The 15,781-nt window shown below is 68.1% G+C and carries 13 protein-coding genes; 11 read left to right on the top strand and 2 right to left on the bottom strand.

All coding sequences use genetic code 11. The annotated features are described in order from the left end of the window. The first annotated feature begins 26 nt into the window (after positions 1–26). The 11 genes from ACW172_RS03905 (at position 27) to ACW172_RS03855 (ending at position 14,103) form a co-directional block, all read left to right on the top strand. Positions 27–1,127, top strand: a complete 1,101-nt coding sequence (locus ACW172_RS03905; RefSeq protein ID WP_492033879.1) for a DUF2855 family protein — start codon at positions 27–29, stop codon at positions 1,125–1,127. 24 nt (positions 1,128–1,151) lie between these two features. Next, positions 1,152–2,042, top strand: coding sequence for a LysR family transcriptional regulator (locus tag ACW172_RS03900; RefSeq protein WP_492033878.1), 891 nt, complete (start codon positions 1,152–1,154; stop codon positions 2,040–2,042). A 43-nt stretch (positions 2,043–2,085) separates the two neighbouring features. After that, positions 2,086–2,730, top strand: coding sequence for a TetR/AcrR family transcriptional regulator (locus tag ACW172_RS03895; RefSeq protein ID WP_492033877.1), 645 nt, complete (start codon positions 2,086–2,088; stop codon positions 2,728–2,730). A gap of 63 nt (positions 2,731–2,793) precedes the next feature. Further along, entirely contained in the window at positions 2,794–4,326 is a 1,533-nt protein-coding gene (locus tag ACW172_RS03890) for an acyl-CoA carboxylase subunit beta (RefSeq protein ID WP_492033876.1), read from the top strand. Next, positions 4,326–4,727, top strand: coding sequence for a hypothetical protein (locus ACW172_RS03885; protein WP_492033875.1), 402 nt, complete (start codon positions 4,326–4,328; stop codon positions 4,725–4,727). Before ACW172_RS03890 ends, ACW172_RS03885 begins: the two co-directional genes overlap by 1 nt. Continuing rightward, positions 4,727–6,709 (top strand): acetyl/propionyl/methylcrotonyl-CoA carboxylase subunit alpha, encoded by a 1,983-nt coding sequence (locus ACW172_RS03880; protein ID WP_492033874.1) that lies wholly within the window; start codon positions 4,727–4,729, stop codon positions 6,707–6,709. Before ACW172_RS03885 ends, ACW172_RS03880 begins: the two co-directional genes overlap by 1 nt. Then, positions 6,709–8,112 (top strand): methylmalonyl-CoA mutase family protein, encoded by a 1,404-nt coding sequence (locus ACW172_RS03875; protein WP_492033873.1) that lies wholly within the window; start codon positions 6,709–6,711, stop codon positions 8,110–8,112. Before ACW172_RS03880 ends, ACW172_RS03875 begins: the two co-directional genes overlap by 1 nt. Then, on the top strand, positions 8,109–10,283 hold the full coding sequence (gene scpA, locus ACW172_RS03870) for a methylmalonyl-CoA mutase (protein ID WP_492033872.1): 2,175 nt from the start codon (positions 8,109–8,111) through the stop codon (positions 10,281–10,283). The genes ACW172_RS03875 and scpA overlap by 4 nt, the downstream gene beginning before the upstream one ends. Further along, positions 10,280–10,702, top strand: a complete 423-nt coding sequence (mce, locus tag ACW172_RS03865) for a methylmalonyl-CoA epimerase (RefSeq protein ID WP_492033871.1) — start codon at positions 10,280–10,282, stop codon at positions 10,700–10,702. Before scpA ends, mce begins: the two co-directional genes overlap by 4 nt. Positions 10,703–10,748: 46 nt before the next feature. After that, positions 10,749–13,103, top strand: coding sequence for a TonB-dependent receptor (locus ACW172_RS03860; RefSeq protein WP_492033870.1), 2,355 nt, complete (start codon positions 10,749–10,751; stop codon positions 13,101–13,103). Positions 13,104–13,227: 124 nt separating this feature from the next. Beyond that, the gene (locus ACW172_RS03855; protein WP_492033869.1) at positions 13,228–14,103 is read left to right on the top strand and encodes a bile acid:sodium symporter family protein; all 876 of its coding nucleotides are present in this window, start codon (positions 13,228–13,230) and stop codon (positions 14,101–14,103) included. A gap of 14 nt (positions 14,104–14,117) precedes the next feature. Here ACW172_RS03855 and ACW172_RS03850 read toward each other — a convergent pair whose 3' ends face one another. Together ACW172_RS03850 and ACW172_RS03845 are read right to left on the bottom strand one after the other, a co-directional pair. Continuing rightward, on the bottom strand, positions 14,118–14,873 hold the full coding sequence (locus ACW172_RS03850) for a hypothetical protein (protein ID WP_492033868.1): 756 nt from the start codon (positions 14,871–14,873) through the stop codon (positions 14,118–14,120). Positions 14,874–14,982: 109 nt separating this feature from the next. Continuing rightward, complete coding sequence (locus ACW172_RS03845) at positions 14,983–15,777, bottom strand: hypothetical protein (protein ID WP_492033867.1); 795 nt, start codon at positions 15,775–15,777, stop codon at positions 14,983–14,985. Between the last annotated feature and the right edge of the window lie 4 nt (positions 15,778–15,781).

Here is a 15,781-nt window from a genome sequence, read left to right as displayed (position 1 = left end):
TAACGAGGAAATGCCGGAGAGGCCAGATGCCCGATTTGAACCGTCGCCTGATGACGTCGAAAGCCGACCTCGGCGCCACCCTGCTGCAGCCCAGCGGGCCGTTCGAGCCGAAGGCGGGCGAGGTGGTTCTGGCGCTGGACCGGTTCTCGCTGACGACCAACAACATCACGTATGCGGCCTATGGCGACAGCATCGGCTACTGGAGCGTCTTCCCGACGGGACAGGAGGGCTATGGCCTGATGCCGGTCTGGGGCTTCGCCGATGTGGTCAAGTCGCGCGCCGAGGGCATCGAGGTCGGCGCCCGGGTATTCGGCTATTTCCCCATGGCGGATGCGCTTCTGGTGCAGGCCGAGAAGATTTCGAAGGGGGGCTTCGCCGACGCCGCGCCCTGGCGCAAGGCCGTGCCCGACATCTACAACCGCTATGTCCTGTGCGCCGCCGACGCCAACTATTCGGCGGCCCTGGAGAACCCCGAGGTCCTGTTCCGGCCCCTGTTCATCACCTCCTATACGGCCGTCGACTTCCTGCGCGACCACGACTTCTTCGGCGCGAAACAGGTCGTGGTCTCCAGCGCCTCGTCCAAGACCGCTTATGGCTCGGCCTGGTGTCTGGCTGAGGACGACGTGACGCTGATCGGCCTCACCGGCGCTCGCAACCGCGCCTTCGTCGAGGGTCTCGGCGTCTATTCGTCCGTGTACGGATATGACGAGGTCGAAAACCTGCCGACCGGCATCCCGACCCTTTGCCTCGACCTCGCCGGCGACCCCGTCCTGCGCCGCCGGGTCCATGCCCATTTCGGCGCCGACCTGACCTACGACTGCCTCGTGGGCTCGACCCAGAGCGATGAGTTCACCAATGACGATCCGGAACTGAGCGGCCCCAAGCCCGAGTTCTTCTTCGCCGCCACCTGTCTGGACGCCCACCGCGAGCGCGGCACGCTCAGGGCCTTCTACGAGAAATTCTTCGCCGACCAGCGCGCCTTCTTCGAACGCGTCGTCGATCCGGCCTCGCCCTGGATCCGCATCGTCGAGCACAAGGGACTGGGCGAGGCGGCCAAGGTCGTGCGGGCGCTGGCGGACGGTGTGTCGGAAGCTGCCGAGGGGGCGGTGGTCCGCATTCAACGCTAGGGTCTTGCATTATCGCAGCGGTCCATGCGCAATCGCGCAATGTTCGACTGGGACGACGTTCGCATCTTCATCGCCGCCGCCCGCGCCGGCTCTCTGGGCGGAGCCGCCACGCGGCTGGGCATAGACGCCGCCACCGTCGGCCGCCGGGTGGCCCGGCTGGAGAGCGCGCTGAAGTCCACCCTTGTGGTCCGTTCCGCCTCCGGCCTGCAACTGACGGCGGCCGGCGCCCAGTTGCTGCAGGTGGGGCTCGAGGCTGAGAGCGCCATGGACGCCGCCGCCCGGGTGGCCCAGCCCGACGTCGTCGCCGGCACCGTCCGGATCAGCGCTTCCGAGGGCTTCGGCGGCGCAGTGCTCGCCCCGGCGCTGGCCGGGCTTCACGCCGCCCGGCCGGGCCTGCGCATCGAGCTGGCCGCCAGCTCGGGCTTCCTGTCGCCATCGCGACGTGAGGTCGATATGGCCATCACCCTCAGCGCGCCGGACAGCGCCCGGCTGATCGTCGAACCCCTGACCCCCTATCAGTTGGCCCTCTACGCCAGCCCTGCCTACCTCGCCGCCCGTCCGGCCCCGGACAGCGTCGAGGCCCTCAGCGACCACGACATCGTCGGCTATGTCGACGACCTGATCTATGCGCCCGAGCTGCGCTATCTCGACGAGGTCCGTCCCGGGCTGACGCCGCATCTGGCCTCCTCCTCCATCCGGGCCCAGCGTGAGATCATCGCCGGCGGCGGCGGGATCGGCGTCCTGCCCTGCTTCCTGGCCGATGGGCTCGCCCGCGTCCTGCCCGGCGTCCTGATCGAGCGCCGCTTCTGGCTCAGCACCCATCGCGAGGTCCACGATACGGCCCGTCTGCGCGCCGTCACCGCATGGGTCCGCGACCTCTGCGCCGGGGCAGGAGAGCGGCTCTCTCCGTTCTAGAACGGCGGGCTGACATTCGCGTCCAGTCTGCTATGTCTGACGCATGAGTAGTGTTTCTTCCCCCACTGCAACGTCGACAGCCACAGACGACCTCTGGTCCGCGCCCGGCCGGCCGCGCGACCCTGACGCCAAGCGCGAGGCCATCCTGACCGCCGCCGCCACCGCCTTCGTCAAGGACGGCTATGGCGCCACCTCCATCGACGACGTCGCCGCCCGCCTGGGGGTGTCCAAGCCCACGGTCTACTACTACGCCGGATCGAAACAGGCCCTGCTCAGCGCCTGTTTCATGATCGCGCTGGACGCCTATTCCGAAGCGGTGGAGGAGGGGGCGGTCTCGGGCGCTGACGGCCGCGAGAGGCTGCACCAAGTCGTTCAGAAATATGTGGAAATAACCACGACCGTGTTCGGGCGCTGCCTGCACCGGGTGCCTGATGTCGAGCTGACCCCGCCGGTGCGCGAGCGGCTGCGCGCGGTCAAACGCAAGGTGGACGCCCGTATCCGCGACCTGCTGCGCGAGGGCGTCCGCGACGGGTCGCTCCGCACCGCCGACGTTCGCATGTCGACCTTCGCCATCTCCGGCGCGATGAACTCCATCGCCCAGTGGTACGCCCCCGAAGGCAAGCTGAGCCCCGAGGAAATCGCCGAACGCCTGTGGGATGCCTTCTCCGAAGGGGTACGTCCCCGGTGATTGGCCCCGTTGACCTTCCGGAACCGTTCCGCCATTAAGTCTACTCGCAAGTAGGAAATCGTGATGCAAGCCATCCTCGACCAACTGGAACAGCGCCGCGCGGCGGCCAAGCTCGGCGGTGGGGCCGCCCGCGTCGCGGCCCAGCACGCCAAGGGCAAGCTGTCGGCGCGCGAGCGTATCGACGTCCTGCTGGACGAGGATTCCTTCGAAGAGACCGACATGTTCGTCGAGCACCGCTCGACCCAGTTCGGCATGGAGAAGCAGCGCATCCCCGGCGACGGCGTGGTCACGGGCAGGGGCACCATCGGCGGCCGTCTGGTCTATGTCTTCTCCAAGGATTTCACCGTCTTCGGCGGGTCGCTTTCGGGCGCCCACGCGGCCAAGATCGTCAAGCTGCAGAAGATGGCGCTCACGACCGGCGCCCCGATCATCGGCCTGTTCGACGCCGGTGGCGCCCGCATCCAGGAGGGGGTCGAGGCCCTGGCCGGCTATGCCGACATCTTCCTGCAGAACACCCTGGCCTCGGGCGTCATTCCCCAGATTTCGGTGATCATGGGGCCGTGCGCGGGTGGGGACGTCTATTCGCCCGCCATCACCGACTTCATCTTCATGGTGAAGGACACCTCCTACATGTACGTCACCGGCCCGGACGTGGTGAAGACGGTCACCAATGAGGTCGTCAGCCATGAGGACCTGGGCGGCGCCAAGGTTCACGCGGGCAAGTCCGGCGTCGCCGACGGCGCCTTCGACAACGATCTGGAGGCCCTGGCCGAGGTCCGCCGCCTGATTGGCTTCCTGCCTCTGTCGAACCGGGAAAAGCCGCCGGTGCGCGACAGCTACGACGATCCGGATCGTCACGAGGCCTCGCTCGACACCCTGGTCCCCGACAATCCGAACCAGCCCTATGACATGAAGGAGCTGATCCTGAAGACGGTCGACGAGGCCGACTTCTTCGAGATCGGCGCGGATTTCGCCAAGAATATCATCTGCGGCTTCGGCCGTCTGGACGGCCAGCCGGTCGGTATCGTCGCCAACCAGCCGCAGGTTCTGGCGGGCGTGCTCGACATCGACTCCAGCCGCAAGGCCGCCCGCTTCGTCCGCTTCTGCGACGCCTTCGGCATCCCGCTGGTGACCCTGGTGGACGTCCCCGGCTTCATGCCCGGCACCAAGCAGGAGTACGGCGCCCTGATCAAACACGGGGCCAAGCTGCTGTTCGCCTATGCCGAGGCGACCGTGCCCAAACTGACCCTGATCACGCGCAAGGCCTATGGCGGCGCCTATGATGTGATGAGCTCCAAACACCTGCGCGGCGACGTCAACTACGCCTGGCCCACCGCCGAGATCGCGGTCATGGGCGCCAAGGGCGCGGTCGAGATCATCTTCCGCAAGGAGGCCGGCGACCCCGAGGCCCTCGCCGCCCGCGAGGCCGAATACAAGGACCGCTTCGCCAACCCCTTCGTCGCCGCCGGCCTCGGCTATATCGACGACGTCATCATGCCCCACGGCACGCGCCGCCGCCTGATCCGTGCGCTCAAGACCCTCGCCAACAAGGTCCAGGACAATCCCTGGAAGAAGCACGACAACATTCCGCTGTGATGGGCTCGCTCGGCGACATCGATCCCGCGGCGATTGCCTGCGCGCGTGCCGAGGACAGCCAGCGGCTGATCCGCATGGATGCGATGCGTCCTGAGGACTGGTCCGACGAAGATCTCGATACGCTTCTGTTTCGCGCGACGACGACCATCCATTCGGACAGGATCGTTCGCTCCATGGTCCCGGAATTTCTGCGCCGCGTCATCCGGGAGCCCTACGGCTATGGATGGATGGTTTTTGGCGATGTGGTCCGCTCCAAGCTCGAACGGGCCAACTTTCCCGCCTGGCCCGAAGCCGATCAGCAGGCCGTTTTGACCTTGCTGCCCGCCTTTATCGCCACCCCCGACACTGACTCCGAAAGCCTGGCCGAATGGCTGCGAGCTTTCAGCCTGAAGGACGCCTGATGTTCTCCAAAATCCTCATCGCCAACCGGGGCGAGATCGCCGTTCGGATCATCAAGACCTGTCGCCGGATGGGCATCAAGACGGTGCTGGTTCACTCCGACGCCGACACCGGATCTCTGGCCTATGAGATGGCCGATGAGACCGTGCATATCGGTCCGTCGCCCGCCGCCCAGTCCTATCTGTTGCAGGACAAGATCGTCGAGGCCGTGCGCCAGACGGGCGCCGAGGCCGTGCATCCGGGCTTCGGCTTCCTGTCTGAAAACCCCGTCTTCGCGCGCCGGCTGGAGGCCGAGGGCATCGCCTTCATCGGCCCCAACCCCCACGCCATCGAGGCCATGGGCGACAAGATCACCTCCAAGAAGTTCGCCGCCGAGGCCGGAGTCTCCACCGTCCCCGGCCATATGGGTCTGATCGACACGCCCGAGCAGGCGGTCGAGATCGCGCGGACCATCGGCTATCCGGTCATGATCAAGGCGTCGGCCGGCGGCGGCGGCAAGGGCATCCGGGTCGCGGAATCCGACGCCGACATGGCCGAGGGCTTCGCCGCGGTGAAGGCCGAGGCCCTGACGGCCTTCGGCGACGACCGCGTCTTCCTTGAGAAATTCATCGTCAACCCGCGCCACATCGAGATCCAGGTGCTGGGCGACAAACACGGCAATATCGTCTCCCTGTTCGACCGCGAATGCTCGATCCAGCGCCGTAACCAGAAGGTCATCGAGGAAGCGCCGTCGCCCCTGCTCGATGAGGCCACGCGCAAGAAGATGGGCGATCAGGCCGTCGCCCTGGCCCGCGCCGTGAACTACGACTCGGCCGGCACGGTCGAGTTCGTCGCCGGTCAGGACAAGAGCTTCTACTTCCTCGAAATGAACACCCGGCTGCAAGTCGAGCATCCGGTCACCGAGCTGATCACCGGCGTCGATCTGGTCGAGCAGATGATCCGTTCGGCGGCGGGCGAGACCCTGGCCTTCGGCCAGGACGATCTGAGGATCGAGGGCTGGGCCATCGAGAGCCGCATCTACGCCGAGGACCCCTATCGCGGCTTCCTGCCCTCGATTGGCCGTCTGGTCCGCTACGAACAGCCGGAAGAGGGCGATCAGGGGGATTATACGGTCCGTAACGACACCGGCGTCCGCGAGGGCGACGAGATCTCGATGTTCTACGACCCCATGATCGCCAAGCTCTGCACCTGGGGAGAGACGCGGATCGCGGCCGTCGACGGCATGGCCCGGGCGCTGGAGGACACCCATCTGTCGGGCGTCGGCCACAACGTCCCCTTCCTCGCCGCCGTGATGGATCAGGAGCGCTTCCGCTCGGGCGCCCTCTCGACCAGCTACATCAAGGACGAATTCCCCGAGGGCTTCCACGGCGTCCCCGCCGGCGCCCTGCAGAAGGACGTCATGGTCGCGACCGCCGTGGCCATGAACGAGATCCTGTCGGATCAGGCCGGCGACCCGTCGCAACGCACCGACTGGATCGTCCTGATCGACCGCGAGGCCGTCGGCGTCACGGTCGGCTATGACGACGAGGAGGCCCTGACGCTGGAACTGGTCGAGGAAGACCGCGTCCTGCAGCTGTCCGAGATCGACTGGCGGCCGGGTCTGGCCCAGTTCCGCGGCGTGCTGGATGGCGAGGCCTTCACCGCCGAGGTCAAGCGCGTGCCCGGCGGCTTCGAGATCCGCAGCCGCGCGTCGAAGGCCCGCGTCCGCGTCCTGTCGCCCCACCACGCCGAACTCTTCGCCCGCCTGCCCGAGAAGGTCGCGGCGGATACGTCGAAGCTGATCCAGTCGCCCATGCCGGGTCTGGTCGTCTCCATCGCGGTGGAGCCCGGCCAGTCGGTCAAGACCGGCGAGACCGTGGCCATCATCGAGGCCATGAAGATGCAGAACATCATGAAGGCCGAGCGCGACGGCGTGGTCAAATCGGTCGGCGCCAAGGCCGGCGACCCGGTCGCCGCCGACGACGTCCTGGTCGAGTTCGAGTGATGTCCAGCTCCGGTGAATCTGGGGCCTTCGACACCCCCACGCCCGAGCAATGGCGCGAGTCCGCCGTCAAGGCGCTCAAGGACAGGCCGCTCGAAAGCCTGCTTCATCTGGATACGGATCATCTGGTCACCCGGCCCCTCTATGCCGATGCGACCGGGATCCAGCCCCTGTTCGCGCCGCGTCCCTCTGACGCCGAAGGCCGGGCATGGGATCTGCGCACCCAGGTCGAGGGCGATGATCCCGAGGCCGTTAACGTGGCCGTCCTGACCGACCTCGAAGGCGGCGCCGCCAGCGTCATCCTGTCCGGCGCCGTGCTGTCGGATTCCGAACCTCTGGGCAGGGCGCTGGACGGCGTCGCGCTGGAGCTGGCCGCCGTCGGCCTCGACGCCGGGCTGGACGGTCCCGAGGCCGCCAATGCCCTCGCCGTCGTCGCCAAGGGCTCCCCACGCGCGAAGCTGATGTTCCACATGGACCCGCTGTCGGCCTACGCCGCGAACGGCGGTTCGCCCCTGCCGATCGAGATGCATCTGTCTCAGATGGCCGCCACCGCCGATCGCCATTCGGGCGCCTATCCGGAGGCCAGTTTCTTCCTCGCCTCGGGCCGCGCCGTGCATGAGGCGGGCGGCTCGTCCGGGCAGGAACTGGGCTTCGCCGCCGCCGCCATCGTCGCCTATGTGAAGGCCGCCGTCGACGCAGGCCTGTCCGCCGAACGGGCGCTGAAGGGCACGGTCCTCGGCGTCTCGGTCGATGCGGAATATTTCGACAGCCTCGCCAAGGTCCGGGCGTTGCGCCTCGTCTGGGCCTCGGTGACGAAGGCCTTCGGTCTCGACATCCCGGCGAACATCGAAGCGCGCTCGTCGCGCCGCATGCTGGCCGCGCGCGATCCCTGGCCCAATCTGCTGCGTCTGACCGCCGCCGGGTTCGCCGGCGCCGTCGGCGGCGCCGACGCCGTGGTGCTGGACGGCTTCACCCGCGCCTCGGGCCGCCCCGACGCCTTCGCCCGGCGTCAGGCTCGCAACACCCAGATCGTCCTGATGGAGGAGGCCCACCTCGGCCGGGTCGACGATCCCGCCGCCGGCAGCTGGTTCCTCGACGCCCGCACCCGCGACCTCGCCGAGGCCGGCTGGGCCGAGTTCCAGCGCATCGAACGCGAGGGCGGCGTCGTCGCCTCGCTCAAGGGCGGCGCCATCCAGATGCGCGTCGCCGCGAGCCGCCAGACCCTGCAAACCGCCTTCGACAAGGGCGCGAACCAGATGATCGGCGTGACCAAATACGTCGACCCCGACGTCCGCCCGGCCCCCGTCGAAGCCAGCGCTCAGACGCCCGTCGCCGCCATCATCGACAGCTGCGCTCCGCTGGTCCCCCTCCGCTTCGCCGCCGCCTTCGAGGAGGCCGGACAATGACCGCTCCCGGGACTTTCCCCGACTTCACCAGGGTCGAGCTCGACCTCGGCGCCACCGGAACCGGCCCCGCCCGCGACCCCTGGCGTACGCCCGAGGGCATCGAGGTCGCCTCCGCCTATGACGCCTCGGCCATCGCCGGCAATGAGACGGTGCACGGCCTGCCCGGCTTCGCCCCCTTCCTGCGTGGTCCCTATCCGACCATGTACGCGGGCAATCCCTGGACGATCCGCCAGTACGCCGGCTTCTCCACCGCCGAGGCCTCGAACGCCTTCTACCGCCGCAATCTCGCGGCCGGTCAGAAGGGGCTGTCGATCGCCTTCGACCTGGCCACCCACCGGGGCTATGACTCGGACCACCCGCGGGTGAAAGGCGACGTCGGCATGGCGGGCGTCGCCATCGATTCCATCCTCGACATGCGGACCCTGTTCGACGGCATTCCGCTGGACCAGATGTCGGTGTCCATGACCATGAACGGCGCCGTCCTGCCGATCCTGGCCCTCTATGTCGTCGCGGCGGAGGAGCAGGGCGTGCCGCACGCCGCCCTGACCGGGACCATCCAGAACGACATCCTCAAGGAGTTCATGGTCCGCAACACCTACATCTATCCGCCCGAGCCCTCGATGCGGATCATTGCGGACATCTTCGAATGGACGGCGAAGGAGACGCCGAAGTTCAACTCCATCTCGATCTCGGGCTACCACATGCAGGAGGCCGGGGCCTCGGCCGATATCGAGCTGGCCTACACCCTGTCCGACGGCATCGAATATCTGCGCGCTGGCAAGGCGGCGGGCATGGCCATCGACCGGTTCGCGCCGCGTCTGAGCTTCTTCTGGGCCATCGGCATGAACTACTTCATGGAGGTCGCGAAGATGCGCGCCGGCCGCCTGCTGTGGGCCGAGGCGGTGCGCAAGGAGGGCGGCGTCGATCCCAAGTCGCTGAGCCTTCGCGCCCACTGCCAGACCTCCGGCTGGAGCCTCGCGGCCCAGGACGTCTTCAACAACGTCTCGCGGACCATGGTCGAGGCCATGGCGGCGGCGGGCGGCCAGACCCAGTCCCTGCACACCAATGCGCTGGATGAGGCCCTGGCCCTGCCCACGGACTTCTCGGCCCGGATCGCGCGCAACACCCAGATCCTGCTGCAGCAGGAGACCGGCCTGACCCGCGTCATCGATCCCTGGGGCGGCAGCTACTACGTCGAGAAACTGACCCAGGAACTGGCGTCGAAGGCCCGCGCCCTGATGGACGAGGTCGAGGCCGCCGGCGGCATGGCCAAGGCCATCGAGGCCGGCATCCCGAAGCTGCGCATCGAGGAATCCGCCGCGAAGACCCAGGCCCGCATCGACACCGGCCAGCAGACGGTCGTCGGGGTGAACCGCTATCTGAACGACGTCGCCGACGACATTCCGATGCTCAAGGTCGACAACGCCGCCGTCCTCGCCGCCCAGATCGAGAAGCTCAAACGCCTGCGCGCCGAACGCGACGAGGCGGCGACGCAGACCGCGCTTCAGGCCCTGACGGACGGCGCGCGCGGCACTGCCAATCTGCTGGAGCTGGCGGTTCAGGCCGCACGCGCCCACGCCACCGTCGGCGAGATTTCCGACGCGCTCGAGGCCGCCTTCGGTCGCCACGTCGCCTCGGTGAAGACCGTCTCCGGCGTCTATGCGAAGGAGGCCGGCAAGGATGCCCGCTTCGCCCGCGCCCGCGACATGGTCGCCACCTTCGTCGAGAACGACGGCGGCCCGCCGCGCATCCTGATCGCCAAGCTCGGCCAGGACGGTCACGACCGGGGCCAGAAGGTCATCGCCACCGGCTATGGCGATCTCGGCCTCGACGTCACCGCCGGGGCCCTGTTCCAGACCCCGGCCGAGGCTGCGCGCGACGCGGTCGCGGCCAATGTCCACGCCGTCGGCGCCTCCTCGCTGGCCGCCGGTCACCTGACCCTCGTCCCCGAGCTCAAGGCCGAGCTGGAGAAGCTGGGGCGGTCCGACATCATGATCGTGGTCGGCGGGGTGATCCCTCCGAGCGACGTCCAGCCCCTGATCGAGATGGGCGCCGCCGCCGTCTATCCGCCCGGCTCGACCGTCGCCGACACCGCCGTCGACCTGATCGAGAAGCTGAACCAGCGTCTCGGCTACGCCCAGCCCGCCCCCGTCAAGGAACCCGCCCGATGATCGGCAAGCTGAACCACGTCGGCGTCGCCACGCCCTCGATCGCGGACTCCATCGTCCTCTACCGCGACGTCCTCGGCGCCACCCGGATCGGCGAACCTTTCGACCTCCCAGCCCAGGGGGTGAAGGTCTGTTTCGTCGACCTGCCCAATGCCCAGATCGAGCTGATCGAACCGTTCGACGACACCTCTCCCATCGTCGGCTTCCTCGCGAAAAATCCGAAGGGCGGCCAGCACCACGTCTGTTTCGAGGTCGAGGACATCCACGTCGCCGTCGCCGAAAGCCGCGCCAAAGGTCTGACCATCCTCGGCACGGGCGAGCCCCGCATCGGCGCCCACGGCACCCCCGTCGTCTTCCTCCATCCGAAAGAGATGGGCGGCGTCCTGATCGAGCTGATGGAGACGCCGAAAGGCGCTCACTGATCCCGTCCCCCGACGGCCTTTTCTCTCCCCCAACAAGAGTCCTTCGATGACCTCCGCTTCTCTCGCCCGCGCGAGCGCTCTCGCGCTCGCCGCGTCCGCCTTCGCCCTTCCTGCTCTGGCCCAGACTGCCCAGCTTGACGAGATCGTCGTCACCGCCGAACGGCGCGAGAGCCCGCTGCAGCGCACGCCCCTGTCCGTCTCGGTCGCGGCCCAGCCCCTGCTGGCCGGCGCGGGCGTCGTGGACATCAAGGACCTGGCCATCGTGACGCCCGGCCTGCTGGTCGCCTCGACCTCGAACCAGACCTACACCACCGCCCGCATCCGCGGCGTCGGCACCGTGGGCGACAATCCGGGTCTGGAGAGCTCGGTCGGCGTCGTGGTCGACGGCGTCTTCCGCGCCCGCAACGGCGTGGCCCTGGGCGACCTCGGCGAGGTGGTCCGCACCGAGGTTCTGCGCGGTCCGCAATCGACCCTGTTCGGCCAGAACACCTCCGCGGGCGTCATCAATGTCGTCACCGCAGGCCCGAGCTTCGACTTCGGCGCGACAGGCGAGGCCACGGTCGGCGACCACGGGACGCGCGGCGGTTCGGTCTCTGTCACCGGTCCCCTGATCGAGGATAAGCTGGCCGGTCGTCTCTATGCCGCCGTCCGCCGCCGCGATGGCCTCTATGACGTGCGTACCGGCAATGGTCCGCGTACGGAATCCGACGACCAGGACGAGGCCTATGAGACCATCCGGGGCCAGCTGCTCTGGACGCCGGTCGAGGGGATCTCGAACCGCCTCAGTGCCGACTTCACTCACCGCGACGAGCGCTGCTGCATCGGCGTCCAGCAATCGACCGGCCCGACCGCAGGCATCCTCGCCCTGCTCAGCCCCGACGGCGGCGTCATGAACCCGGCTGATCCGTCCGCCCGCACCGGCTACGCCAATCGGGACACCAATACCCGCATCAGGGACGGCGGCGTCTCGCTGCATACGAAGATCGACACCCGGCTCGGCCTCGTCGAACTGACCACGGCGGGTCGCCAGTGGCGCGCCGTCCTCAGCCAGGACTGGGACTTCACCTCCGCCGACATCGCCTACCGTCCCGATGACGGCAGCTGGTCCAACCGCTTCCGCACCTTCAGCGAGGAGGCTCGCCTGACCGGCTCGCGCGGCGCGGTCGACTATACCGGCGGCGTCTTCCTCCTGCGCGAGACCCTGCTGCGCAAGGACGCCTTTCTCTACGGCTCGGCCTATGAGGACTATCTCGGCCGTGTCCTGACCCGCTCGACCGCCAATCCCGTCGGCCTCGCCGGATATGTCTCGACCCTGACCGGCCTGCCCGTGGGCCAGAGTTTCGTGGCCGGGCAGGGGGCATTGGACACCTACGAACAGACCGCCACCACCGCCGCCCTGTTCGGTCAGACGACCTGGCACGCCACCGACAAGCTCGGCCTGACCCTGGGTCTGCGCTACAGCCATATCGAGAAGGATCTCGACGCCCGCTATACGAACACCGACGGCGGCAAGGCCTGCGCCGCCGCCCTCGTGCGCGGGATCACCAACGCCACGATCTGCCTGCCCTGGGCCAATCCGGCCTTCAACAATCTGAGCCGCTCCGAAGGCCTGACCGACGACGGCTGGTCGGGTCTGGCCCGCGTCGAATACCAGTTCACCCCGGCGGTCCTCGGCTATGTGTCCTACGCGCGCGGCCGCAAGAGCGCGGGCTACAACCTCGACCGCGCCCAGACCAATCTCGTCCCCGACGCCTCCACCGCCTTCGCGCCCGAGGTCGTCGATTCCGTCGAGGTCGGCGCCAAGGCCAGCCTTCTGGACGGCCGCCTGCTCGTCTCCGGCGACGCCTTCCATCAGGCCTATACGGACTTCCAGCTCAACACCTTCCTCGGCACCACCTTCCTCGTGAAATCCATCCCCGAGGTGACCGCAAAGGGCGCCGAGCTCGAAGGGACATACCGTCCTTTCGCCGGCCTCAGCCTTCAGGCGGGCGTCGTCTATGCCCAGACCGAATACGGCGACGCCCCGGTGTCCGGCCTGCCGCTTCTGGCCGGTTCGCGCCTGTCCTTCGCCCCCCTGTGGTCGGGCAATCTGGCGGGGACTTGGCGCCGCGACATCGGTAACGGGTTCGCGGTCCGCGCGGCTCTCGCGGCCAAATACTCCTCGGCCTACAACACCGGCTCGGACCTCGCGCCCGAGAAGGTGCAAGACGCCTTCTGGCTGGCCAACGGCTCGGTGGGTCTGGAGGCGGACGCAGGTTGGTCGGTCGAGCTCTGGGGCCGCAACCTGTTCGACGAGCAGTATCGCCAGGTGGCCTTCGGCGCCCCCTTCCAGACCGGCACCATCGGCGCCTTCCTCGGTGCCCCGCGCATGGTCGGGGTGACCCTCCGCGTCACGCGCTGAACCTGAGGCCGGAGATCCGCCGCACGCGGGTCTCCGGCGCGGCCGTCAGGGTTCGTGCTGATTTCCGGGATCGGGCCGGGCGGGGACACTTCGCGTCTCTCCTCACGATCCCGAAGGCGCGATCATGGAAGCCCTCAAGACCCTCCTCCCGATCATCCTGACCGGCAGCCTCGCCGGTCTGGTCCTGACCGTCGCCCTGAACTCGACGTCGGGAGACCTGCTCTACGTCCTGCGCCGGCCGGGCCTTCTGGGCCGCAGCATCCTCGCGGTCATCATCATCCCGCTGATCGTCGCGGGCCTGGTGGTCTGGCTCCTGCCACTCGATCCGGTGGTCAAGGCGGGCATCATGCTGATGGCCGTCGCGCCGGTGCCCCCCCTGGTGCCGGGCAAGGAGCTGGGCGTCGGCGCCCGCAAGGAGTTCGCCTATGGCCTCTACGCCGCCATGGCCCTGCTGACCGTGATCTCCGTGCCGATCGCCTTCAATCTCGCCTCGCAGCTGTTCGGGCGCGACGACACGGTGACGGTCGGCAAGATCGCCATGACCGTCCTGACCGGCGTCCTGATCCCGCTCGCCCTCGGCCTGCTGGTTCGCCGGTTCGCCCCGGCCCTCGCGGTGAAGGTCGCGCCCTGGCTCTACAAGCTCAGCCTGCTGCTGGTGGTGCTGGCCTTCCTCCCCATCCTCATCAAGGTCTGGCCGGCGCTTCAAAGCCTGATCGGCGACGGCACGCTCGTGGCCATGGCGGTGGTGATCAGCCTGTGCATGGCCGGTGGTCACCTGCTGGGCGGCCCTGATCGGGTTGATCGCGCCACCCTTGCGGTGGCCAGTTCGGTGCGTCACCCGGGCATCGCCGCCGCGTTGGCGGGGGCCAATTTCGAGGACCGCCGGGTCGTCGCCGCCATCCTCCTGTTCCTGCTCGTCGGCCTGGTCCTCGGCATCCCCTACAAGATGTGGATCAAGCGCACGACGAAGCCGGAACCGGCGGCCGCCGCGACCGTCTGAGCCTCGGCCCGCCGTCAGAAGGTGATCGACATCCCGATCAGCGGGCCATACTCCGCGACGTCGAAGACGAAGCCGTCGTGGTCGTAGTCGATGGCGTAGTACCGGTAGCCCGCCGTCAGGGCGAGGCCGTCGCTGAAGTGGTAGTTGACCGAGGCCAGCGCCTGCCAGGTCAGGTCCGAGGACACGCCGAAGCCGCCGACGTCGCCATAGCCCGTCAGCGACCAGCGCGGACTCAGCCAGACCATCCCCTTGGCCCCGATGATCGGATCGGCCCAGGTCTCGTTGTCGTTAGCCTTCACCGAACTGCTGTCGGGCCGCATCAGTCGCACGTCGTTGTCGGCCCAGTTGATCCGGGCGCCGCCCAGCAGGTCCAGCGAGGCGCCGTCCCCGTCCACGACCCGATACGAGATCGCCAGGGTGCTCATCAACGACTTGGAATCCAGACCCGCGGAATCGAAGCCCGAGGTCGGAACCTTCAGATCAGCGCTCTGACCGGTGTCGACATAGCTGAGGTCGCCGACGAAGGCCCACAGGCCGTTGCGGATCTCGAACGACGAGGCCAGGCCCAGCTGCAGCTCATCGACAATGTCGCTGAAGCTGGAATCGGTCTCCACCGTCGGCAGGCCCGGCACCGGGGCGACGTCCCCCTTCATGCCGGCGGCCCAGAAATAGGGGGTCACCGTGACCTGTGCGGCGGCGGGGAGGGCGGTTGCGGCCAGGGGCAGGGCGAGGGCCAGACCGGCGCAGGCGGCGGGGATGAGCGGCTTCATTGTCGGGACTCTCCGGAGGCAGACGATTGATCCGCCTCAGTATTTCGGGGTCGCTCCGCATGGCCCATCGGGCGAAACCCCATGCGGGCCGCGCGGCCTCGCGGGCGCGCTATTTCGGGAACAGGAAGGTCGCGTTCGCGCGCAGGCCCCAGTCCGGCGCATTGGTCTCATTGACCAGATAGATCTTGGCCCCGACGCCCAGCTGCACCCTCTGGCCGCCGAAATTATAGAGGTGCGACACCGACAGATTGGCCGGCACGCTCCAGGTCTCGTGGGTCCAGTCGTATGCGGCCTCGAGGTTGGCGCCCCATGTCGTCGCGTCGTGGGTGGTGTAGCTGTAGAAGGGCTGCAGGAAGGTCTGGCTGACGTCGTCGCGCGCCTTCGATCCGGCATAGGACCAGATGTGGTTGGCCAGCAGGCCATAGGTGTTCTGGCCCTGCTGCTTGAGCACCAGCCCGGTCGGCCCCGCGCCCCATTTGTTGGTGCCCAGTTCGTCGGTCCCCACGGGCCACAGGAAGACCGGCCCCACCGCCCAGGTGAGGCCGTCCTTCGACCGGGGCGAGAAGAAGAAGCTCTGGGTGACGTCCGACAGGCCGTAGGCGTCTTCCACCCCCGGCGCCGGGCTCTCCTGATAGACCAGGGGCACGATGGTCCGCACGATCAGGTTCCACTCGTCGTTCAGCTTGACCGGCACGACGGGCTGGATGTTCAGCGTCTGCCGCGCCCCGTCGTCGGGGCCGAAGCAGCAGTCGTAATTATACTGGAACGGCACGCTGATCATGCTGGCCACAGGGTTGGACAGCTTCTTGGCCAGTTCCTGGGCGTCGTCCTGTGCCCGGGCCAGGCCCGGCGCCGCCCAGGCGGCCACGATCGCAGCCGCCCGGATCAGATTTCCCCGCGTCATCCGC

It is taken from the genome of Brevundimonas sp. ALps5, from assembly GCF_058681645.1.
The sequence above is the reverse complement of the archived record's forward strand: the minus strand, read 5'-3'. Positions and strand labels throughout refer to the sequence as shown.

Bases quoted from the DNA above. Each gene is read 5' to 3' on its own strand.
- ACW172_RS03905 (WP_492033879.1), top strand. From the start codon at position 27: ATGCCCGATTTGAACCGTCGCCTGATGACGTCGAAAGCCGACCTCGGC.
- ACW172_RS03900 (WP_492033878.1), top strand. From the start codon at position 1,152: ATGCGCAATCGCGCAATGTTCGACTGGGACGACGTTCGCATCTTCATC.
- ACW172_RS03895 (WP_492033877.1), top strand. From the start codon at position 2,086: ATGAGTAGTGTTTCTTCCCCCACTGCAACGTCGACAGCCACAGACGAC.
- ACW172_RS03890 (WP_492033876.1), top strand. From the start codon at position 2,794: ATGCAAGCCATCCTCGACCAACTGGAACAGCGCCGCGCGGCGGCCAAG.
- ACW172_RS03885 (WP_492033875.1), top strand. From the start codon at position 4,326: ATGGGCTCGCTCGGCGACATCGATCCCGCGGCGATTGCCTGCGCGCGT.
- ACW172_RS03880 (WP_492033874.1), top strand. From the start codon at position 4,727: ATGTTCTCCAAAATCCTCATCGCCAACCGGGGCGAGATCGCCGTTCGG.
- ACW172_RS03875 (WP_492033873.1), top strand. From the start codon at position 6,709: ATGTCCAGCTCCGGTGAATCTGGGGCCTTCGACACCCCCACGCCCGAG.
- scpA (WP_492033872.1), top strand. From the start codon at position 8,109: ATGACCGCTCCCGGGACTTTCCCCGACTTCACCAGGGTCGAGCTCGAC.
- mce (WP_492033871.1), top strand. From the start codon at position 10,280: ATGATCGGCAAGCTGAACCACGTCGGCGTCGCCACGCCCTCGATCGCG.
- ACW172_RS03860 (WP_492033870.1), top strand. From the start codon at position 10,749: ATGACCTCCGCTTCTCTCGCCCGCGCGAGCGCTCTCGCGCTCGCCGCG.
- ACW172_RS03855 (WP_492033869.1), top strand. From the start codon at position 13,228: ATGGAAGCCCTCAAGACCCTCCTCCCGATCATCCTGACCGGCAGCCTC.
- ACW172_RS03850 (WP_492033868.1), bottom strand. From the start codon at position 14,873: ATGAAGCCGCTCATCCCCGCCGCCTGCGCCGGTCTGGCCCTCGCCCTG.
- ACW172_RS03845 (WP_492033867.1), bottom strand. From the start codon at position 15,777: ATGACGCGGGGAAATCTGATCCGGGCGGCTGCGATCGTGGCCGCCTGG.